The following is a 22,068-nucleotide window of genomic DNA, read 5'->3' on the forward strand; positions in this document are numbered from 1 at the left end:
AAAAAAAATAGAACAAGCTGAAATGGAATTTGAAATAAAGAATATGTTTAAGAATAAAAAAAGGTGATTAAAAAAATTATTCTTTCATCTTTTTAATAATCAGGTAAATACTTCTTTCACTGATCGAGTACTCTTCCGCGGTGTTACTTTTAGCCTGGCGTTTAATTTTTGGAGTTGGCTTTCCGGATGGTGACAAACGCTTCAACTCATTCAGGTACCATTCATAGATCACTTTATAGTCAATCCAGTTCACCGGAATGATACCGCCTTTTAGAAGACTGTTGAAGTAGTCAAGCTTTTCAAGCTTTGATATGAGATCGTAGTTTGCCATTTAGTAATACAATATATTACTTTTTAGTTACCATTTACCTTTCGGACAAGATTCATTTTTGCTCCTGAGTTTAGCAGATAGGGGACACTTACAAATGTCACACTTGAGGCCCTGTACTTTTTTCAAAGAGGTATCCGGCATAAACTTTTCGTAACTGCCCACCTTTGCATCCAGACATTTCTCACACTCTTTTGCACGTTCTTTCTCGAGATCAGATACCTTGCCTTTAAAGTACTTACCCCATCCCTGTACTATGTTAGATATTTGCCCCATTGACCACTTGATTATAATTAGTTACCTGGTTGATTACGTCTTTTACATCGGTTATCGGCGGTGGCAGTTGTCTTACTGCATCCGATGTAGCCTGAGCAAAACGATCATAGTCGATGCTTTCGGTTTTAATGGTTACCGGTGCGCCTCCTTGATTTGCAGAAATGGAACGTTGAACGATACCACCATCGGCGAAGTAGTTTCCTGATCTGCGACCGCCGGCCGGATATAGTTTATTAAGGCCATTCATTGCGAAAGCTGCATTTCGATTGAGAACTAAAAGCATTTCACCTTGTTCCGCTTCAAACTGGGTACCGTCTTCGCCCCAAAATTTAGTTCCACCTGCAGCATGGCGTTTACCACCAATATCAAACACACCACCTTTCTCAGCTTTCGGTACGTTGACGTTAGTAGATGCGATTTTCTTGACAGCCGAAAGACCAGATCCTAAAACAATTCCGGTACTCACAACCTTCTGAGCAGTTCCAAGTGGTTCAGGTAATACAGATGGTGCACGCCAAACCTGAGCCACACCCTGATAGGTGTTTATAGTGGCAGCTGCGATACCTGCGGCTTTACCTGCGATCGTCTCTTGGCCTAAGAGTTGAGCAATACCACCAAATAACTCTTGTTGAGTCTGAAGTTTGGAATCAGCTTCCTGTTGTTTTATTTGTTCACGTAGTGCAGCGAACTTTGCATCGACCTGCGTGATGTCTGCACCAACCTTTTCAGCTGCTCTGACTTCCACCTGACGATCGCGTTCAAGCTGCGCCAGCTTCGCTTCAAAGATTAGTCCATCACGCTCAACACGTAATGCCTGGGCATTCTCAAATTCAATAGCTTCCTGTTCAAGCTGCTGCTCTTTGAGTTGGTTTTCTATTTCGGTCTTAGCCGCTCTGTACTCATCATTAATCGATTTAATTGCCTCATTGTACTCTCGTTCTGAAATAACACCTTGTTCAAGGCGTTCAGCTTGAAATTCGCGCTCCTTTTCGGCTATGGCCTGTAAGCGGTCAACCTCTTGAGATACCAAGGCTTCATTAAGAAGTTGGTTTTCTTCTATACGGGATTGATTAGCGCTCTTGAATATCGCCAGTTCTTCTTCAGCAAATGAAACGACCAGTTCTTTCTGCTCATCAAGAAATTCCTTTTTGATCTTGAGGCGTTCCAGTTCGGCTTCGCTTTGGGTTTTCTTCCCGGCTTTGAGCTCTTCATCAAGTATCTTAAGGCGCTCATCACGAACGAACTCATTATTCTTTAGGCTTTCTTCTAGTGATTTGGTTTCAGCCGCGTTCTGCTCGATGAATATATCCAGGCGAACCTTTTGCTCTTTGATCGCATCGTCAATAGCTTTCTTCCTTCGGGCTTCTGCCTCCTTGGCCGCTGCTTCTTGTTGTCTTCGAACCTGCTCTGTGATAGTATTAAGCTTATTCTGGTTGGTTGTCTGCACTTCAAACGAACGAGTCTGTAAATCAAAAAGCTTACTTATCTCATCACGAAACTCTTTAGCATCTTCGATAGTTGATTCACTAAGACCAAGCTGATCAAGTGAAACACCTTCCTGACCAATCTGTTTTATAATATCGCGCACATTTTCTGTAACGACTGTGAATCCTAATAAACCAGCAACTTTACGTTCTTGATTTTTGACTTCTTCATCAACAAGAGCAGATTCTATTCGGGCAAATTCCTGAGCGGCTTTCAATCGCTCTTGTTCTGATTTAGTGATATCCTCAATCGTCAGATTAAGTTCTTTAAGACGTGCATTGGCAGCAGATCTTCTGATGTCAAGATTTATCTCAGCTTTTTCTACAGCTTGAAATACCTCTTCAAGTTTAATGGCCAGTTGTACTTCGCGTGCGATCTCATCACCAAAACCTGAAGCTGCTTCCTTGGCATCGTTAAAGAATCCTGTAAGATCACCAGATATCAACTTCACAATAGCACCGCCAAACTTGGAAAGGCGATCGATTACCACGTCAAAGAATGCTCCCAGACCTGCAAGAGCTTTATTGACCAGATCAATACCTTTCTGAGTTTTAGAGAACCAGGCAACGAGCGAACCAATAAGCACGATAATTGCACCGATACCGGTACTGATTAATGCGATACGCATTAGTTTTAAAGCAGAATTAACAAGGGTAGTACTCACAGCTGCGGCCTTTTGAGTACCAGAATAGGCGCGAGCTTCAGCCATACCAGTACGGTAACCTGCTGCAACTCCTGACAACTCTGAACGAATTGCTTTGAATACAGGCTTAGCCACATTCATAATATCAGTTACAAAGGATTGAGCACGGCCAAAAATCGTGGACTGGCCGATGGCTTCTTTCATACCTTCGGCATAATTACCCACATTGCGCGTATTGTCACCGACACCTTTTTCAAGTTCCTTAACTCGTTCCCGTACTTCTTTAGTACGCTTAGCCAGTTCATCAGCTTGCTCTGAATTCTCACCATAAAGTGAAGCTTGCTTCGCCCATTCCCGATTAAGAACACTTAAAGCATTACGGCCTTCCTGCACAGTCTTGATCTCTTTACCTTGAAGCTCCAACATTTTTCCGATCTGACGTTGGCTGCTATTGTATTCTGATCTCAAAGACTTGTAAGTGGCTTCAAGTTCCACGTAGGTGGCAGAGCTCGTATCACCAGACTTTTTAAGCGCGTCAAGTTGGCTCTTTGTGACTTCAAGAGACTTCGCTAATTCTGAGTTTGATTGAATAGCCGCATCGACGTCTATGTCCAATTCAAAGATTTTAATTTTATCTGCCATTATACTGGATTTATGGTTATGGTTACCTGATCTGTGTCGGTTAGATCATCGTTGTCTGTGACTGTAAGTTCAAATGTGTATGCTCCATATTGGGAACCATTATCCAATACTTCTACATAAGCAGATTGAAGGTTTGCATTGAATATGGTGATATCACTTCCTGAAGGTTGACTGATCAATGTCCAGGCATAGGTTGTTATAGTTTCATTGTCTGTGCTACCGGTACCATCAAGTATAAAAGACTTTTTATCGGGATCAGGTGTTGTGTCAAGTTGATCATAGGTGTATGTTGTATCTGGACCAGCATCAGCCGATGGTGCAATCAATACCTTGGCGCGAACATTTATCCGGAGCTCACCAGTTACATCTGAATATTGATCAGAATTGAATGACTTGATTTTGAACGGGAACGTGAAGCTGTGAGCCTCTTTGTCGTTCTCAAGGTCAATGAATGAAAGCGCGTAGTTATTCGCATCAAATTCAAACTCTTCAGTTTGCTCAACTCCATCAAGTAAAACCTGAACGTTAGGCGCGAAGCCACCTAGGATCTTGATCATTTCCGGTTGATCATATTCCGGATCAAAGTATTTGGGTGTGGTACGCTCAGTAAAGAATATCAGTGACGGATTGAAAGATGATCCATGGCCAATGAATGTGCTATAAGTTCCAAGCTGTGTTGGTGGTGAGTTTCTTGATGTACCTACAACCTGTATCAGTTCACAAGATGTTGTTTTGCCATTCTGATAATTGTTTACTTTGTTCAGATAGTAATACTGGCCAAGCTGCTTGATGTATTTCAATCTTAGAAAATCAATATTGTAAATATCAATCAGGCTCAAATTGAAAATTGATATACGTTTCTTTGGCCACTCCAACAATCTGCCAAAGGCTTTGTAATAGTTATTGATGTAATACTGGAACTGGATGTTGTCTTGTGACAAAATTGGCAGTTCACCGGTAAAAGTTTCAATTGCACCATTATCAAAAAGCTGATAGCTTGTGCTCAATTGCTTTTTAAATAAACGGAATAGGCTTAGTTCTGTCTTGGCCGGTTGAATGATCAACACACCATCGTCTTCAACCTCTTCCCAAATAGGAAGTAAATAAACGGGCTCAGATGATCGAAACAATGAAGCCTGACGAATTTTAAAGATACTGGTGAAGAGTGTTTTTTCAGAGTTTAGTAATTCATTATTGACGATAAGTTCACCATCATAGTCCAAATTAAGAACATCCTTTTCATAGGTATAGGCCATTTTGTTTGAACGAGCATAGTCTCCGAATGAATATTGTTCAGTACCGGTATCAACCAGCATATTTGACCAGTCCTCGGCATTTACACGATCGTTCAAAAGCTTTTCAAATCGAATGAATTTAAAGTTATTGCTGTTGCGATCCTGTGTGTACATAAGGCCGTAGCGCTGCATCACATCTTTAACAAAGTCGATTTGTGAGGTTGCGGGCATCAGCGTAGCAAAGTCTATGAACTGGCCTCCGATTTGCTCGGATAGTTCCATCTTGAGTGTTGATGTAACATCGAGATACCAAATAGCATTTTCAGTATCGGGTCCATACTCTTCAATGTCCGGCTGGGTAGCTGATATTAGTTTAGCGCTGATCGTATCTAAATCCTTGACTTCAAGAAATAGTGTTGCCGGTTCATAGCTTGAACCAGTGGTACCGTAAATAGTTTTGACGGCCTTGTCATTTTTGTAAATGTTGATGTATGCATTGCCGGCATTCAATTGAAGCGTATAACCAATATCAATTTTGATTCGTCCGTTGAATCTCATTGTAGCCTCAGCATTGCTGAATATGTTGATTTTATCACCGTTCACATTGGTAAAACCAAAATTGAATGAATCAGTAAATGATTGAGGGCCGTTAGTGGCGGCATTCCGATCAATAACGTTAAGGCTTTCCATAGTGGCCAAGTCCTCAGTAACTATACTTTCATTGCTCACTTCATAACCGTTAGCAGGACCAATCAATTCGGTTTTAAAATCGTTGCTTTCAAAGATGTCACCCTCGTAAGTGAATCCAAGGTCTGTGAAAATCTTATCCCAAACCGTATGCAAGAAAAGTGATGGTGCCTGGTAATCGATGCGAATAAGGCTAAAAGGTTTCTTCACTCCAAAGTCTGCTAAGCCGTAGATGTATCCTTCCGTATTTTCAAAAGAACCGGTGTAAACCGATTCAGAAAGGAAGTGATTGAGGTCGCTGTAGTTCAGCTGATCAAGTCTGCGGCCCTTTAGTGCTTCATAAAGGTTTATGTTGCCGTCATACACAACCACATCATAGCCCTTTCCGCTTTCATTAATCTGAGCGTAGCCTTTTGATATGAGTTCGATACCGTCGACGATTAGCTTTGCAGGAATACGCTGGTAAGGCTTCAAGGATTGATTCCCTGAAATGCCTAAGTAATCCATCACCTGAACGTTTTTAGGCGTAGGAGGTAGCGTAAACCGGTTAGTGTAATTAGCCTGACGGTTTTGCACCTCGGCCAGATCATTAATCTGCAAGGTCTGAGCCACTTTTTTTGGTTCAAGGTCCACTATGTAGCCGTCAAGCTTGAGTATTTCCATTAGAGTACGATTCGGTTTTGTTTAGGTCTTTCAATTTCAATAACTACATCATAGGTATTCCGGATGCGGTTAAAGGTTCTAAGCTTACCCGGCTTGATCTTTTCAGTGATCCAGTCGGTACGTTTACCAGTCTGGAACTGTTTATTGAGATACCGATAAACTTTAGGCGATTCCATCAGCGATTTTATGAGGGCCATTTCATTCTGGCTGATTCCTTCGGTGAAATACTTATCGGAATATTCAACCTCAAGACCTAAGTCAAAAAATCGATCATCTGAATTGTTGAGATTTTTAAAGTCCTGAAAGAATGATTCCGTTGACTTGGTGTTTACTGTCTCATCGTATTTGTGAAATAGGAAATAGGACCATCCACCTTGATCATTAAACCACTTGTAGTAACTGCCACAAATGGAATCAGCCTTGGTAAGGTGCAATGTGACTTTTGAAGTCTCACCGATATAAAAGTCAAGCTTGTTAATGCCGGGTTGAAGCGGTACGATCTCATCAACACTGAAATTATTGTCACCATCCGAAAGGAATAGCCGGTTAACGCCTTTGTTGATTTGAAATTCTGCTGATATGCCGGTGGCGCGGTTATTAATCGTAATTGCTCGATCAGCATCAGAATAGATTGCTACATCAAAGGGATAACCTTCAAAGTAGGTAGCATGGTAGTCCTGATTACTATCTGGGATGAAAGGCAATAGTAAAGCGATCTGATTGTTAATCTGGTTGATGGTGTTGCGCTTGTAGGCTTCTTCCTGATCAACTGCCTTAATGAATGCCAGATTGATGCTCTGATCGTCTGTGGTACCGTCATCGAACTCCACGGAAAGATCTGCTGTGATTTCCTGATACAACGTAGCATCTGGATAAACCATCGTGTTTTCGTTTTCAGGTTCGATCAGGTCTTGAAAGTAGTTTGCGTTGATCAATGCCTGTATGATTGATTTAAAATTGAAATAATACTCATCAGCTGGTGATGGTGTCGATTCAAAGTTCAAAGAGCCGATAGTTATAATGGCTTTGATGTTTGGTTTTTCAACATCAGATGAGAATTCAATGACGTTGTTGTTATAGGCATTGAGCACCTGATCTTTAGGTAGTGATGTGATGAATGATATTGCCATTACGCTGCCATTTTTTTAAGAAACCCTGTGATTTGGGTTGTGAATGAATCGATATAAAACTCGCTGACCTTATCGATGATGCTTTGAATACGCTCTGGAGTGATCACCGCTTCCACCAGATCAGTGCCGCCTTGCTTAAAATAATTGGTGCCTTCCTTTGCAATCTTACGGGCGATCAGGAATGCCAAGCTGCTTAACTTGATCTTACCTAAGAATGGAATAGGTTTATCCAGTATCCATTGGCGTATCGCTGCGATAGGTGGAAACTTACCAGGCTCTCTACCGTTGACCAGCTGCTCGGTGTAAGGTGCACCGGTGATCGTTGCTTTTAACCTTTGCACATCAACCACAAGAGATCGCTCCCAGTTTCCTGATGCCGGCATACCCAGTTCGATATGCTTTGCGATCAGATCCTGTTTGATTGATTCAAACTCCCTTTCAAGTATGGCTGATTGACTGGTCATTTATGAAAGATCATTTTGATGAATTAAGCCTTTTGCAATAAATCCTTCGATTTTAGAAATAATCATTGCTTGCTTACGAGCACCTTTTTTGCATTCGCCTCTTTGAATAAGCTTATAATCCTCAATCATTTTTTTCAATCCTTGATTACCATAATCATTCTTTACTCTTTGAGGTTTATAGTCTGGTATTGATTTAGCAACTGAACCACGTTCTGTTATTAACATATCTTCCTGCATTGCTGCCATAGCTAAAGCAAATCCTATAACTCCTATTCTTCTAAATCCCATCCTAATATCCTTTAAGGTTAAACTGAACGGATACGCCGTCCCCGTTAAAATCGTGTATGTTGATCACTTCAATCGTGGTCCAAGTGGTAACATCAAAATCACACTTCATCTTATTCCAAAGCTCCTGATTGACGAACTCCTTAGCTGGCACGATAAACTTGTCATACTTTTCAGCGTAAGGCATATCAAGATCAGCGTGAGTAAGAACCATAAAGCTGCCTGTGTATCTGATGCCATCTGCTTCACGCTGGGTGGTGACGGGGTCTAAGAATATGCCTGTCTCATTGTCCTCAAAGCTTTCAAGTTCCTGATTAAAGAACTCAAGAACATCCGTCAGGTTTTGGTAGTCACGTCTCGCGTGAATGAATCGCCATCCTTTTGCAATGGCTGTATTTTCGAGAAAGGTTTTGAAGTCCATTACTTGGCTTTTGATTTGATTTCTGAATAGTTCTTTTGCACCTCGCTCAAGATCTTGTTATGCAGCATCAGCGTGAAAACCATATTGTAGGGCCACGTCTCAATCTCTTGAGGACTTTTTCCGTACTGCTGGCCAATTCCGATGAGTGTATTCATTTCTGCAAACACACTTAATCGTTCAACACCTGCAGCTTGCATATCCGGATCAGTGTCTGACTTGAGTGCGTTGTATTCCTTTATGATTAATTCTTCAATACTTAATCTTAGCCAACCAATAGCGTTTAAAAAATCGGTAACTGGAGCATTAATAAACTGTGAACGCTTTATCCCGAATATCAAAGTGAAAATCTCTACAATACGTTCAAAATCAGTTTTTGTAATAGAACTTTTGATATTTGCTATTTCACCGAATTCTAATTCGCCCAATCGTTTAGCCTTGAAATTTCCAAACCTAGGTGTGAAGTTGAACATTGACTGTAAATACCAATAGGGCAAAGCTTGTTGATCATTCAACAATAAAAATTCACCAGTTGATATTTTATCTAAATTCCAAATCATTCCCTTACTAAATCAGAACCTTCTGTAATAATTTTATGTGCAGTATTATCGCACAATTGATCTATACATAAACCGGAATTTACTTTCAATCCTTTTGAATTTATCCAGTTTTTAATCGATTTGCTTAATTGATTTTCCATAATTATCCTGCGTTTGCTCTGGTGAAACTTGTCTTCTTTTTGATCGTATAAACGCAATAGCCGTCACCGTCTGTGATGTGATCAAATCCACTTTCTTTGTCTGGCACTCCGTTCTTGTAGGGTAGGCGTTCGTAAGCTTCTGTTAGTTCGGGGCAGTTGTTTGTGTTGATGAAGTTTGTGATCTCACCTTTGGCATTCTTAAAGCTTCCGTTCACGGTGGTAATTCGATCGCGTACACTTGGATTTTTAGGAGCGTGAATCACTTTGAATCTTGCTTTCTTGAGCAGTTTGATATCACTCTCACCAGCTGTATTACGTGCGTTACCTGATGCATCTGGATAAACAACAATCGTATGTTTTGAGTACCGTTCTTTCAATATGCTGATCATATCTGCGGTATCGTAGGCATTTGTAATTTCAGCCACTGCGGTTGAGACCGGACCATCAGTAACGCGAATAGTCGCGCTCATCTTGGTGATGTTGAAGTCCATTCCCACGTGCAGTATTTCCCCTGGTTTCATTTCCCGATCGCTGTGATTGACTTTACGGTCAAATGCGTAATAAACCGAACCTGAATTCAGATTGACAAACTCACCGTTGAGATAGGCTTCAAGCTCCTGCTCAGTGTAGATATCCATCAGCGTTTCGATGTAGCTTTCTGGAAGGAATGGATTGTCTTTGGTCTTAGCCTTGATCAGCTTGCGGTTAGGCTTGTTATCGCGCACAAAGAAATCATACAGGAATTTAAAGCCTTCAGGAGTGGAAACCATATCAATGCAATTCACAGCGCCATCAGGAAGCGGCTTTCTGTTACGCCCGGCAATCTTGACAAACACGTCACGCATTTTCTTTTTGGGTAGGATATCTGCCTCATCAATCAGCGAATAGCCAACCTCATAACCCACGATCGTATCGGCTTTATCCATCGAGCGAAGGATGATCTTACCAAGCGGCGTTCTGAACTCCTTGTCGGTTTCGTTAAGCACGTAAGGGATGCCTTGCTGATCAAGATATTCTTTGAAGTTAGGGAAAGCAATATCCTTGATCAACGGGTAGGTGGGAAGATAGTAAGCCACATTGATACCTGGATATTCCTTCTTTTTTTCAACCGTCTTGATCGTACCAGCCTTTGACTTACCAGAGCCAAAACCACCAACGATACCCGTATGGGTAGCATTAGAAGCAATGAATTCCATCTGATGTGGAAGTACGGCGATATCAACGGTCTGCTGTGGCATTGATGAACTTTGTAGGTTTAATATCTGCGGTTTTGGTTTCTACCTGGTGCTGTCTTGGGGATTCGGAACCTTCAAGCCTGATGATCATTTTTTCAATGCGGCCGATCGCATTCATTCCTTGTGGAGTTTTGCGATATTGATCATCCATATCCTTGATCAGTTTGTTAAGGCGGGCAATCCTTCGGGCTCGTTTGCTTTCGATCTTAATCTCTTCATCCTTTCGAAAGCCATCGTATGCATCCTTGAGATAATTCTCGCTTTGACGTCTGGTAATGCCCCATTTGGATTGGCACTTTTTGAGAATATCCGTGTCTGTCTCGCAGTCAATAAGCCATTTTTGGCATTGTCTGATTCGTTTTTCCTTCTCGATTTTAGTTGCTCTGGCCATAGGTTATACGAAACATCTCGAAACAAAAGTAATATAATATATTATTTTTTTATCAGAATTTTTAAATCAGTTCCAAGCATTTCATAGTTCTTGGCAGTGTAACGCAAAACTTTCCAGCCTTCAAGCGTGGCCAGATTGTACTTGATGCAATCTTTGGTGTATCCGCTGATGGTGGTGTGGCCACTCTTTTCGCTAAATATGCCTTCATACTCGATGGCTATCTTGAGGGCAGGAATAGCCCAATCAAATCGGAATTTGCGATCGTCACTGAATTGCAATTCCCGTAGGTAATCAGGAATACTTCCTTCGCGCTTCATAGCCCAGAGAACCAATTCGATGCTTCGCTTTTCGTGGCTGATCTTTTGCACATTGGTGCGTTTAGGCTGTTGATCAAGATCTGTTTTGATTCCTTTGGCTTCAAGTTGTCGCAATGCGAGTGCGTTCCATTTTTTCATCGTTGTGGTTTTAGAATGGCAGATCGTCTTCATCATCTGCATTTGGTTGATAGCTTGGTTCATCAAATGCCTGTTTCGTTGTGGCCGGTGTTGGTGGAGGTGGAATAAAATCATCCATTGGCTCAGCATCATCGATGTTGCTGAAATTCGTGAAACGGCCTTCAAACTTCATTCGGTTTCGTACAAGTGCACCGTTTCGGTTTTTAGCAATGATGTATTCAGCTTCACCGGCACAAGGTGCTTGATTATAATCATCCCAAGTATCCTGATTGTAATACTCCGGACGGTAGATGAATTGCACCACGTCAGCATCCTGTTCGATTGCTCCTGATTCGCGTAAGTCAGAAAGCAATGGGCGTTTATTACCGCCACGTTGTTCAACCGATCGGCTAAGCTGAGACAAAGCAATCACAGGAATTTGCAATTCTTTGGCCAGTAGCTTTAGTCCTCTGGAAATCTTTGAGATTTCCTGTTCACGGTTTTTGTTGCTGCCTTCCATCAGCTGCAGATAATCAACCACAACCATTCGGATGCCTTTTTCCTTTTTCCATTTTTTGCATTTAACCGAAAGCGACTGGATTGTTAGCGTGGTATCATCATCGATGAACAGCGGAATCTTTTCAAGTTCGTTCATTCTGCTGATCACCCGGTTTTGTTCAACCTCGTTCAAACCCGATTTGATGAACTTGTCGTTTTCGATTTTGCAATCCATCGACCACAGTCGGCTTAGGAGTTGATTGGCTCCCATCTCCAAAGAGAAAAATGCTACAGGTATTTTCTTCAATGCAACGTGCCAGGCAGATTTCAATGCAAAAGCGGTTTTTCCCATTCCGGGACGTGCAGCGATGATGATGAGTTCACCGTCTCGCCAACCTCCCATTTTTTCAGAAAGGTGCCTGATTGGTGTTTCAATGCCGGGTTTGATTTCATTGTTGAAAAGCTTTTTGCCGTATTCAACCAGATCGACTGTGAGTTCACGAATGTCGATCTCTTTGTTTTTGATCAGCAGATTTGAAACATCGTTCAGGTGCGTATAAGCGTTATCCAGAAGTTCCAGAGAATCGCTGCCATCATCGTAAGCTTTTTCAATCACTGCGGATGAGTTCCTGATCAATTCACGCATAATGAATTTTTGCAGAAGTATTCGGCAATGGTATTCTGTGTGAGCTGATGAAGAAACCAATTGCGTAAGCTGGATCAGGTAATAATCACCGCCGATATCGCTTAACTTTTTTTGCTTTTTGAGTTCATCAGAAACCGTCACAAGGTCGATTGCTTCGCTACGGTGGTAGATTGATTCAATGGCTTCAAAGATCTGCTGGTGTTGAGATTTATAAAACACCTTGGCTTTGATAATGCTCAGGACTTCATCAACGACTGATGAATCGATCATCATTGCTCCCAGAACTATCTGCTCCAGATCATTTGCCTGTGGTGGAATTTTTCCTTTCATCCGATGGGTACGTTGTAACCGGAACCAACTTGATTTTTAACCTCGATATCTTTTTTGCGTCTGTTCCAGTTCAGGAAGTGTGATGTGTAATCGCTCCAGGATTTTGCATGGGATCCTGTGCTGGTTAAATGCTGATTGAATTCCCGGAGTAATTCTTCGAGCTGGTGACGTGATTTTAGTTTCAAGGTTTGGGTTATCGCATTACACAGTTTTTGATCGTTGAGATAATCATTTTTTAAAGCGTCGATGTTTTTGAAAACCCCTTCTTTATTTTCTACTTCATGTTTCTCTTTTACTTTCTCTTTCTCTTTCTCTTTATAAAGAGGGGTTTCTTGGGTTTCTGTCTTGGGTTTTTTTTCTGGGTTTTTGGGTTTTTTTGGACGGCCACCTTTTTTACCATTTTCACGAGCAGCTTCAGCTTTAGAAATTCGTTTTTTGATGTTGTTTATCCACCACTTTCCATTGGGTTGAACGTCGATATATTCCATCAGTTTTTGGTATTCGAGATCAGATAGCTCGATATTGTAATCGTCATAGATAAAATCTCTATTCATTTCTACGGGCTCACCTTCCTTGTACATCAAGTCAAAAAGTTCCCTAAGTGCATAGCGCACCATAGGGAATCTTTTAAGTCGTTTAAACGTTTCAGAGGTCCACCAGTCTTGGGGGTACCAAGTGTATCCTAATTGTGACATATTTATATTTTTAGTAGAATAATCTTTTCATTACACTGCCATCACTGTAAATCTTATCCAGGGGCTTTGATGCTTTAGGCTCTGTACCGTCCCAACCATTTGGATAGGTTTTAGCAGCTATCAGTTCTTTGATGCGTTTTCCTTCAGCTGAGTTAATCAGGAATATTTTGGGCTTACCAATATTGACAGCTTGTTCATTGATTTCGTTTTGAATGTCAATGATTTCGTAGAAGAATTTTAACCTTGCTGAAAGTGTCAACGGACCCATTCGCTGTTGATTCTTAGCAAGGGTTCCATCCTTTTTACGTTGGCCACCAGCTTTCCTTAATCTGTACTGTGGTTTCTTCATTTCCCGGTAGATAGGCTTAAGCCTTTTTAAAGGCTGTAAATAGCTCCAATCTGGAATATTGATCAAGTAGTCGAGTGCTTTATCTTTTGAAGCAAGGGGGCATCCTATGCATCCCGTACGCGCGTTAAGTTCTTCAGCTTCCTCACCACCGTAAGCATCTGCAAGTATTGATGTATCCCAGCCACCATACTTTGGCATAGGAGCAAAAACCTTAAGCCAATCCCAAACATTACAAACTCGCCAGTGTAGAATAGGCGCGAGTGTTGCGCATAGATCATTTTGAAGACCGGTCTGGTACCAACCTTGACCACACTCAGCACCATCCTTTGAGCAGCTGACATTTATCCTTTGATCACGAATTGAACTCTCACCCAATCTTACACCGGTAAGCATTAAGATCTTCTCAGACTTTTCCTGTTGAAATTGTGACAAGGCGGCTTCCATTGGTTCTACCTTGATCTGACCAGTACACCAGCGGAAAGTATTTGAAGGTGGGGGCACACCACGGCCAAGGATGTAAACAAGGAATCGATCATCCATTGGTGCCGTTACCACATTAACTTTTACACCGCGTTCCTCAAGTTGTTTTGTAAGAACCTGGGCAGATAGCCAAAGTGGTGGTAGTTCCATTCTGGTATCAGCTGCGAATATTGTAAAGGTTTCAGGCTTTGGAATCTGGCCGGTAGTGATGAGCTGAGTGATTAAGGTCACCACTGTTGTGCTATCCTTTCCCCAGGACCAAGCTGCAGCCCAATGTTTATGACGTGATCCGTATTCAATCATACTTGCGATCGTAAGCTCGATTGATTCAGCAACGCTGATTTTTTCAGTTCCAAATATGTTGAGTTGATCTTTCATTTAAACAGGTCCATTACGTTGTTAATCATTTCCATTTTCATTTCATCAGTGGCACCGGTGATGGTGTTTCCGGTGTGGCGTTTTTCCTGAATCATTCTGTACAGTTCTTCATCAATGGTATTCTGGCCAAGGAGGTAGGTACACATCACAGAGTTCTTTTGACCAATACGGTGTGCACGATCTTCACACTGGGCACAGTCTGCATACGTCCACGGGTATTCAATAAACAATACACGTGATGAGGCGGTAAGCGTAATACCTACACCTGCAGCTTTGATGTTACAAATGATCAGATTGGTGTTAGCATCATTCTGGAAGCTATCGATCGCGTATTGCTTTTGATCCTGAGAATCTCTACCAGTAACTGTCACGGCTCCCGGAAAGTTCTTTTTGAGTTCATCTACAATCGCGTGGTGAATCACAAACACGATCAGCTTTTCGCCGCTATCCAAAACACCTTCGATAAACTCTTTGGCTTCATTCATTTTGCCATAGGCTGAAAGCTTTTTGAGTTCACCCATCTTAACCATTATCTCACCGCGAAGCTTCTTGGCTACTTCAGCATCATCTGCACCATTCGCGCGTAAGTATTCGACAAACTGATCCCGAGCCTGATTGTATTGCTTGCGGGTAGTGATATCACACAGGATGGTTTGCCTTTGTTTTTCAGGAAGATCTTTGGCAACCTCCTTTTTTTCCCTTCTGAAAAAACAGTATTTGTTCAGCTTGTAGTTGAGTTCCTTAAGGTTTGAAGCGCCGCGACCACCTTCGCAGTAACGAGACAGATATCCCTTGCGACCACCAAACTCTTTTAAGCGCCCCATTATGGCCAGCTGTGGGAATAGATCAATAGGTTTGTTTACAACCGGCGTTCCTGATAGCAGGATCACGCGCTCCTTACCCTGGCAAATCTTGAGCGTGAATTTTGCTTGCTGTGTTTTGGTGTCCTTGCATCGATGAGATTCATCAACGATCACGCTTTTAAGCAGGTTGATACGCTCATCCATAATGATATCCGCAGAGGTGTATCCGCTGCCTTTAGGTGGCATCCTACGCACGAAATACTTTCTCAGGCTCTCGTAGTTCACGATGAATACATCTGCCATTCCTACGGCGTGAAATTGCTGCCAGGTATCTTTGATCTTGTTATCAAGAATCATTGCTTTGCGATCGGTCCACATTTCCCATTCGCGTTTCCAGTTGATCTTGGTTGATGCCGGGCAAATCACCAGGCAGGGGAATACAACTTCACCACGTAAAGCTGCACCGTGAATGGTGCCAATACTTTGCAGTGTTTTTCCTAGTCCTTGCTCGTCACCATTCAAATAGCGTTTCAATTCAAGACCACGGGCTACACCTTGTTTTTGATATGGGCGAAAGCCGTGACCATCAGGATGTGAGAGTGGAACTTCCTGATCAAGCTGAGGCAGATCAGGAATGCTATCGATCTCTTGAGGTGTAACATCATCGACTATAAAATGTTCAACCTTTGCCTTTGGAAATTTCTTTTTGATCCACTGATAAAGCTTGATCAAATTGTGGGATTGGTTAAGTGGCAATACCCAGTTCTTATCTTGATAGTGGAATGAATGTCCTTCAATCTTTTTGATACAGGTTTCAAATACCTTGCGGTAGGGGCCGTGCGGTATATTTACCCTAAATTCTGTGCTGTATTGAACTATTTGCATAATATATTATATTAGATAATAGTTAAGCGGAAGCCTGTTCCGGCTCTTTGAGCATATCAAAAAGCGTAGGCATATCCATTTCTTCCTGCATTGCTTTGCAGTAGGTTGCACCATCCAAGAAATAACCGTTGTTTAATTCACAACCTAATCCAAATCGGTTAAGAAGTATAGCTCGGTAGGGTACAGTCATTAGACCTCCAAAAGGATCATACACCACATCACCTTCATTGCTGAACTGGGTAATGGTACGGTCCACAATATCGAACTGAAGCGGACACAAGTGCATTTCTTTGCCTTTGCTCCATTGTGAACCGTTAAGCGTTAGCATACGTGTTACATCGGCCCATACTTCATCGCTCCAGCTTTGAGGTTGTAGGAGCATAAAGGAGGTTGGAAGTTTGCCAGATGCATCTAGTTTTTCACCAATCTTGACGTGATGCTCATAATTGTAGATCGTGTCAAGGCTATTCTTTTTGAAGGTTTGGAATATACCTTTGTGATCAAGCTTGGCCAGTTCTTCCGGTACCAGAAGTCGATTGCCCGATGATCTTGTAAAACCGTGAGCATCCACCTGCCAACGAGCACGTGAGTATTTGCCTTTATCTTTTACGACCGGTTCATCGGCGTAACTCTTATCAGTTGATGTTTGAGGCTTTCGGAATAACAAAAGATACTCCGGCATTCCCACACCCATCTTGGTACCGTCTTTACATTGCTCAGTCCATCCTAATCGATAGGTTTGATTGTTTTCGCGAACCACATCGGTCACAATTGTTTTCATACCCATATAGGCAAAGCCGTGCTTAGTGAAGTGCTGAATGGTATCCAGATGAAACGGATAAACCGTTTGAAACCCAAGTCCGTTAAGGCCACCAGGAATGATGCGATCTTTTACATGTATTGCAGCAATGCGACCAGGTTTAAGAACTCTCAGCAATTCAGGCGTTAAAAAATCCATTTGCCTGAAAAACTCTTCATTACTTTCGGAATGGCCAAAGTCTGAATAGTTGGGCGTGTACTCGTATTGCATGCTGAAGGGAATGGAGGTGTGTATCAATCCCACGCTGTTTTCCTTCATTGCTTTAGTTTCCGGCACGTTATCGTTATTGATGAGGCGATACCTTCGCTCTTTGATTTCGATGCGTTCTACGCCCATATTTCGAGTGAGTACCTTAGCCATTTCCTGATGGCTCAATCCGTATTTTTTAATGATGTCTGTCATTTTCTTAACCATTTTGTTGTGTTGTGACCATTTTCGTTCCAGGTCCTTTCTGATCTTGCGTTCCGCTTCGGTATATATCAGATCAATACGCACTGCGTGTGGTTGACCAAATCGCTGAATACGGTGAATAGACTGGATGAAGTCATTGAACTTGTAGCCAATGCCTAAATAAATAGCCCAGTTGCAATGCCTTTGCAGGTTGCAACCGCTACCGGCAATCACCGGCTTTGTGCTTAGTTCCTGAATCTCACCATCGCTAAAGCCGCGAATGAGATCTTCCCGCAGTTCAAGCTTTTGCGAACCGTACACACTGGCCACTGATGGTATTGCTTTCGCGATCGCTTTGCGTTCGGCTTCCGTGTCGTGCCAAAGGATGCGATGAGCTTCCGGTGATAGCTCTCGCAGTTCCATCAACTTGGCCACACGTGCATCAACTGTTTCGCGTTTTTCCCGTGCAGCTTCGCTAAGACCGAAAGCAGCATTCTTGAACATACGTTGCTGGCCGTCTTTCTCATAACCGGCCTTTGTGTGATCTGTTGGAATCTCGTGCCATATTACTTCAAGAGGTGGCAGAATGTAGCCTTCATCATCTTTAGGATCACCGGTAAGGTCTGAAGGTTTGGAAACAAATATCGCCCAGCTTGAAACCCACATCCAGAACTCTTCTTCTTTGTGCGCGTGAATCGTAAGCTTATCGGCTTTGGTACTGTCTCTTTTAAAGAATCGTGTCTTTGCCTGGGATACATCCATCACACCCAAGAAATCAGCGTAAGCGAGTAGTTCAATGTAATCATTAGGGGATGGGGTAGCGGTTGCTACAAAACGATATTTTACACCTTCAGCGCCGCGGCGGTTTCCGTTAGGACCACCATCACCAGTAAAGATTCGCATAAACTCTCTGAAGGTTTTAGAACCACCAAGGCCACGCAATACGGAAGCTTCATCGAGACTGGCCACTTCAAACACAGTCGGGTCCAGTTTGCCGTCACGAACGCTTTCGTAGTTGGTCAGGTAGATACCGTCACCATTCATTTCTGAATTGCGGCGAATGAACTTAGGAAGGTTTGACCATCCTAAACGCTCCTTTGCATCTCTGATAAATTCTGCACGAACGGAAAGCGGACAAATGATCAAGCCACTGCCACCGGTGTTCTCGAGAACTATACGAACGGCTTCAAGTTGAGTCACGGTCTTATGAAGACCAAAGGAAGCGAAGCAAGCACGTCGACCACCTTCAACCAGCCATTTTACCATGAGCTGATTGTGTGGCTTTAATGCCGGGTTGATCTTGCTTACTTCAAGGTCAACACCTTCTTTTTGCGCCAGCTTGATCTTTGATTTTAAAAAGTCTGTGTAGTTCATTGCTAATAAATTAAATCGGTCCAGTGGATTATCTTTCCTGAGAAGTCATTGTCAAAGTATTGAAAGAATTCCATGGTATTTTTAAATCCATCATTTATAGCTAGTTCTTCAATTTGACTAATGTTTAAGGGTTCACCATCAACAAATACGGCAGGCTCAGAACTGAACTTTTCACATAGTAATTCATCGTATGATATCTCGATATATTGAATCGCTTTACACTCAGCTACCGGTGCAAACTGAAAACGATCGGCGGTGCGGTTATTGATCACAAAATGAATTTTATTTCCTGCTTTCCAGCGGTCCTTTTCATCTCTACGAATGGTGTGGAGTTTACCAGATTTCATTCGTGGTTCTTTTTCAGGAATCCAATCCCAATGTTTACCAAATAAGACTTTATGTGCTCGCATATATCTATGATATGTTTCGTCACAATCTTGAAATTGGTCTGATCTTAAAAAACCTTCCCATATCTTTTCTACAAAATAGGTTGGCTTATCGTTTAATTTTTGACTAAATGCTAGTGTCATTGTCTGTGATTATTTGATTCTGATTAATTGCTTTTCAATCTGCTTAAAAAAGATTTAGCGGAATCCATATCCTTGCTAATTTCTGCGATATCATCATAGGACTTTCCTTCTATATCATTGGCAACTGTGACTAAAGCCGCATATCCAGCAATCTTTTCTCTGGTTTCTTGAGTAGGGTTGATACGATGTTGTTTTATAGCGTCTTCAAGTTCATCTAGGGACTTGTCAAAGCCAATTGCTTTTGCGAATAATGGTAATAACATAATTGTTTGCTTTAAGTGATTATTTATTGATTCTGTTTAATGTATTCTGCGATGGTAAGCGATGGCTCAGGTCTTCTATTGTCAAGCGCGTTATAGTCTTCAATGACCATTTTTGCCCGTTGATCAGCATTTAGCTTATCAAAGTGGGGATGACAACGCACCGCAGAAAGTGATCGCAACCTTTCCAGATTCAACCACTTTCCCTTTGGCACGTTCCAAACTTTATTAAGCGGCATCTGATGAAGTTGTTACCTCGATTGACATTCCTTTTTTCTTCAAGTCTTTTTTCAGTTTCTTGAAGCTTTCTTTTGCATCCATAGCGGCATCACTTTCTGCCTCACTTTCTTCAGGCTCAAACTCCTCATCATCAAAGCCGATCTCAGGCTGAGCACGTTCCGCTTGCTTACCGTCCATAAAGGCAACTACTTCGGCTTTGATCGTTTCAACGGCATCAATCATCTTGTCAAAGAACTCGTATTCATTTTCTTTGCTGCCGCGGCCTGTACTAGGCATTGTAAGTGCCAGGTTCTTTCCGGTATTCAAATGACGTACACCGGTGATTTTGACAAAGATTTCACCGTTCTTTTCTTCGGTTGAAAAGCCGGTCACCTTAAACTTGTTGGTGATCTCTTCGGGTAAAGGTTTGTCAAGGTCCAGTTGCTTCACCACATCAGGCTTTTGCTTTTGTTCAGTGAGCAGTAGGAGGTGGGGCAATAGGGCTTGAAAGGCATTGTGCAGATCTTCGTGAATAGGTGCATCACTGTCTGCTTTGATACTGTCTTTGCGACCTGGTTGATGATCTTCATAACTCCATTTCAGGAATAGTCTGCTTCGGATTTCTGCTGATTTAACGTGAATTTCCATTAGGTAAAAAGTATTTGTTGTTATTAATTGTTGGTCTTAATTCCACTTTACCTTCATCGACCAGTTGCTGAAGGATGGGTTCAAGTTCCTTAAGGTGAAAACCACAATGCCCGGCTGATTCGTTTGACTTTCGCCTGATCAGGAAGAGCATCATTGTTTTGAGTTTTTCTATTTCTTCAGGACTGAATTGCATTTGGTTTTTGTACTTGCTTTGGGTATCGATCTCGTGGGTATTGAGCTTTACCGGTGAACCATCCTGTTATGGGATGCATTCCTGTGTTCCAGAATTCGTGTTCTTTGAGTGGCATTAATCAAAATTTTTGCTTTCTACCTCTCTTAATCTCAAACCATCTTTATAAATGGCATTATGTTTAGCTAGTTTCATTTGAACTTCGGCACGATCAAGTTCATACCTAAATGAATTATTAACTTGTTTAGCAAGACCAGCTTGTGCTTTTGCTTTTTCTACATCTATTTGGTCATTATCTAATTTGTCCATTTGACCGAATAAGAATGCATTGAATGATTTATTGTTTACTGGTTTCATAAAAGATATTTTATATTGTTAATGAAAAATTCTTCGTTTTGATCTATAAAAGATTGATATATCTGTAGGTTTAAGTGTTCGTTGAGTACCTTATCTAAATCGTCCCTACGATAATAATTAGGCTGTCTTCGAGATGATAAAATTTTAGCCGTTATAATTTCTTCATCAAAATTTGTAGACTTTATTAGAACATCAATTTTGTCTTTGTTTTGATCAATAAAATCCGGCTTATATTTTGACCTTATAATTCTAATTGTTGAACTTGAAAATGAACCTAGTTCCCTTTTTGTTGGATTGATAACAGTTAATTCTGTTTTATTATAATTCTTGACTTTTAAGGTATATTTTTCTAAAAGTGAAATGATTTGGTTTAAATCTTCTTCCGGTATTACTGGAAGAACTTCATTTAAGCCATTAATACATTTAGTTAACTGTATTGCTTTTAAACTGTCCATAGGTTAAAAAGGTGTTTTATTGAATGGGATATCGTCCCCGTTATTTGCGACTGTAACCGTGCATCCGGTTGACTTCATCACTTCATTTTTGAACTGAACTTCATTGCTGTTGATGTCTGAAAGGTGAATGAGTACGATGTTATTAACCGCGCTGATGTCGTTTGCCTTAATGGTCTGGATGCAGGTTTTTAAACTCATATGTGACTGGATAATTCGATTCTTTAAGAATTCCATTTCAGTCATTTTACCTGCGATGATCTCATCTGAATAGTTTGCTTCAATGATGATATTATTCAATCCTTTGAAGGTGTATGGGCAGTAATAGGTATCGGTAAGGAATAGGACTTTGCCACATTCAGGATGATAGATCATAAAGCCGGAAGGTTCTGCAGCATCGTGCTTAACATCAAAGCACTTCACTTTAAAGTTGCCAGCTTTGAAATCATCAATGCGATTAAGGGGCGTAGCCCTGTGCTTATAACCATTCTGTATATTAAGAGCATCGAAAGTTCCAGCCGTGGCATATACTTTAATTCCTAATCTTAGTACATCCTGAACTGATTTACAGTGATCCTTATGTTCGTGTGTAAGGATGCAGCCCACGACTTTTGAAAAGTCAAAGTCTAGAGCCACTTTGATATCCTTAATATTCACACCACATTCAATCATCAAACATTCCTGATCATTGTAAAGCAGATAGGCATTGCCTTTACTTCCTGTACCGATTACCTTTAACCTCATAGCT

At 41.5% G+C, this 22,068-nt stretch carries 24 protein-coding genes; all 24 read right to left on the minus strand.

Annotated elements, in window-relative coordinates:
* Positions 1-76 precede the first annotated feature (76 nt).
* Positions 77-331 (minus strand): hypothetical protein, encoded by a 255-nt coding sequence (locus CJ305_RS17790; protein ID WP_099647649.1) that lies wholly within the window; start codon positions 329-331, stop codon positions 77-79.
* Positions 332-587: 256 nt separating this feature from the next.
* Positions 588-3,347 carry a coiled-coil domain-containing protein gene (locus tag CJ305_RS17800; RefSeq protein ID WP_143469414.1) on the minus strand — a complete coding sequence of 920 codons (2,760 nt, stop codon included), beginning with the start codon at positions 3,345-3,347 and terminating at the stop codon, positions 588-590.
* A 26-nt stretch (positions 3,348-3,373) separates the two neighbouring features.
* The gene (locus CJ305_RS17805; RefSeq protein WP_099647652.1) at positions 3,374-5,959 is read right to left on the minus strand and encodes a PKD domain-containing protein; all 2,586 of its coding nucleotides are present in this window, start codon (positions 5,957-5,959) and stop codon (positions 3,374-3,376) included.
* On the minus strand, positions 5,959-7,089 hold the full coding sequence (locus CJ305_RS17810; RefSeq protein WP_099647653.1) for a hypothetical protein: 1,131 nt from the start codon (positions 7,087-7,089) through the stop codon (positions 5,959-5,961). Before CJ305_RS17810 ends, CJ305_RS17805 begins: the two co-directional genes overlap by 1 nt.
* Positions 7,089-7,553 (minus strand): hypothetical protein, encoded by a 465-nt coding sequence (locus CJ305_RS17815; RefSeq protein ID WP_099647654.1) that lies wholly within the window; start codon positions 7,551-7,553, stop codon positions 7,089-7,091. Before CJ305_RS17815 ends, CJ305_RS17810 begins: the two co-directional genes overlap by 1 nt.
* On the minus strand, positions 7,554-7,841 hold the full coding sequence (locus tag CJ305_RS17820; protein WP_099647655.1) for a hypothetical protein: 288 nt from the start codon (positions 7,839-7,841) through the stop codon (positions 7,554-7,556).
* A 1-nt stretch (position 7,842) separates the two neighbouring features.
* The gene (locus CJ305_RS17825) at positions 7,843-8,259 is read right to left on the minus strand and encodes a hypothetical protein (protein ID WP_099647656.1); all 417 of its coding nucleotides are present in this window, start codon (positions 8,257-8,259) and stop codon (positions 7,843-7,845) included.
* The gene (locus CJ305_RS17830; RefSeq protein WP_099647657.1) at positions 8,259-8,816 is read right to left on the minus strand and encodes a hypothetical protein; all 558 of its coding nucleotides are present in this window, start codon (positions 8,814-8,816) and stop codon (positions 8,259-8,261) included. Before CJ305_RS17830 ends, CJ305_RS17825 begins: the two co-directional genes overlap by 1 nt.
* A gap of 142 nt (positions 8,817-8,958) precedes the next feature.
* Positions 8,959-10,194, minus strand: a complete 1,236-nt coding sequence (locus CJ305_RS17835; RefSeq protein WP_099647658.1) for a phage terminase large subunit — start codon at positions 10,192-10,194, stop codon at positions 8,959-8,961.
* Positions 10,175-10,582, minus strand: coding sequence for a hypothetical protein (locus tag CJ305_RS17840; protein WP_099647659.1), 408 nt, complete (start codon positions 10,580-10,582; stop codon positions 10,175-10,177). The genes CJ305_RS17835 and CJ305_RS17840 overlap by 20 nt, the downstream gene beginning before the upstream one ends.
* A gap of 41 nt (positions 10,583-10,623) precedes the next feature.
* On the minus strand, positions 10,624-11,037 hold the full coding sequence (locus CJ305_RS17845; protein ID WP_099647660.1) for a hypothetical protein: 414 nt from the start codon (positions 11,035-11,037) through the stop codon (positions 10,624-10,626).
* A 10-nt stretch (positions 11,038-11,047) separates the two neighbouring features.
* Positions 11,048-12,490: a replicative DNA helicase gene (dnaB, locus tag CJ305_RS17850; RefSeq protein ID WP_099647661.1), complete on the minus strand. Its 1,443-nt coding sequence runs from the start codon at positions 12,488-12,490 to the stop codon at positions 11,048-11,050.
* Entirely contained in the window at positions 12,487-13,185 is a 699-nt protein-coding gene (locus tag CJ305_RS17855; RefSeq protein ID WP_143469415.1) for a DUF7833 domain-containing protein, read from the minus strand. The genes dnaB and CJ305_RS17855 overlap by 4 nt, the downstream gene beginning before the upstream one ends.
* A 10-nt stretch (positions 13,186-13,195) precedes the next feature.
* Positions 13,196-14,392, minus strand: coding sequence for a phosphoadenosine phosphosulfate reductase domain-containing protein (locus CJ305_RS17860; protein WP_099647663.1), 1,197 nt, complete (start codon positions 14,390-14,392; stop codon positions 13,196-13,198).
* Positions 14,389-16,080 carry a DEAD/DEAH box helicase gene (locus tag CJ305_RS17865; protein ID WP_099647664.1) on the minus strand — a complete coding sequence of 564 codons (1,692 nt, stop codon included), beginning with the start codon at positions 16,078-16,080 and terminating at the stop codon, positions 14,389-14,391. The genes CJ305_RS17860 and CJ305_RS17865 overlap by 4 nt, the downstream gene beginning before the upstream one ends.
* Positions 16,081-16,102: 22 nt before the next feature.
* A complete protein-coding gene (locus CJ305_RS17870; protein WP_099647665.1) occupies positions 16,103-18,664 on the minus strand; it encodes a DNA methyltransferase in 2,562 nt (853 codons plus the stop codon).
* A 2-nt stretch (positions 18,665-18,666) separates the two neighbouring features.
* On the minus strand, positions 18,667-19,194 hold the full coding sequence (locus tag CJ305_RS17875) for a hypothetical protein (RefSeq protein ID WP_099647666.1): 528 nt from the start codon (positions 19,192-19,194) through the stop codon (positions 18,667-18,669).
* Between the two features lie 23 nt (positions 19,195-19,217).
* Positions 19,218-19,457 carry a hypothetical protein gene (locus CJ305_RS17880; RefSeq protein ID WP_099647667.1) on the minus strand — a complete coding sequence of 80 codons (240 nt, stop codon included), beginning with the start codon at positions 19,455-19,457 and terminating at the stop codon, positions 19,218-19,220.
* A gap of 23 nt (positions 19,458-19,480) precedes the next feature.
* Positions 19,481-19,693: a hypothetical protein gene (locus tag CJ305_RS17885; RefSeq protein ID WP_099647668.1), complete on the minus strand. Its 213-nt coding sequence runs from the start codon at positions 19,691-19,693 to the stop codon at positions 19,481-19,483.
* Positions 19,683-20,321 (minus strand): hypothetical protein, encoded by a 639-nt coding sequence (locus CJ305_RS17890; protein WP_099647669.1) that lies wholly within the window; start codon positions 20,319-20,321, stop codon positions 19,683-19,685. The genes CJ305_RS17885 and CJ305_RS17890 overlap by 11 nt, the downstream gene beginning before the upstream one ends.
* Positions 20,305-20,514: a hypothetical protein gene (locus tag CJ305_RS17895; RefSeq protein ID WP_099647670.1), complete on the minus strand. Its 210-nt coding sequence runs from the start codon at positions 20,512-20,514 to the stop codon at positions 20,305-20,307. Before CJ305_RS17895 ends, CJ305_RS17890 begins: the two co-directional genes overlap by 17 nt.
* 114 nt (positions 20,515-20,628) lie before the next feature.
* Positions 20,629-20,868 carry a hypothetical protein gene (locus CJ305_RS17900; RefSeq protein WP_099647671.1) on the minus strand — a complete coding sequence of 80 codons (240 nt, stop codon included), beginning with the start codon at positions 20,866-20,868 and terminating at the stop codon, positions 20,629-20,631.
* A complete protein-coding gene (locus CJ305_RS17905; RefSeq protein ID WP_099647672.1) occupies positions 20,865-21,323 on the minus strand; it encodes a hypothetical protein in 459 nt (152 codons plus the stop codon). Before CJ305_RS17905 ends, CJ305_RS17900 begins: the two co-directional genes overlap by 4 nt.
* A gap of 3 nt (positions 21,324-21,326) precedes the next feature.
* On the minus strand, positions 21,327-22,064 hold the full coding sequence (locus tag CJ305_RS17910; RefSeq protein WP_099647673.1) for an MBL fold metallo-hydrolase: 738 nt from the start codon (positions 22,062-22,064) through the stop codon (positions 21,327-21,329).
* Positions 22,065-22,068 lie beyond the last annotated feature (4 nt).

This window comes from Leeuwenhoekiella nanhaiensis (assembly GCF_002744755.1).
In the GTDB taxonomy this organism is placed as follows: Bacteria; Bacteroidota; Bacteroidia; order Flavobacteriales; family Flavobacteriaceae; genus Leeuwenhoekiella; species Leeuwenhoekiella nanhaiensis.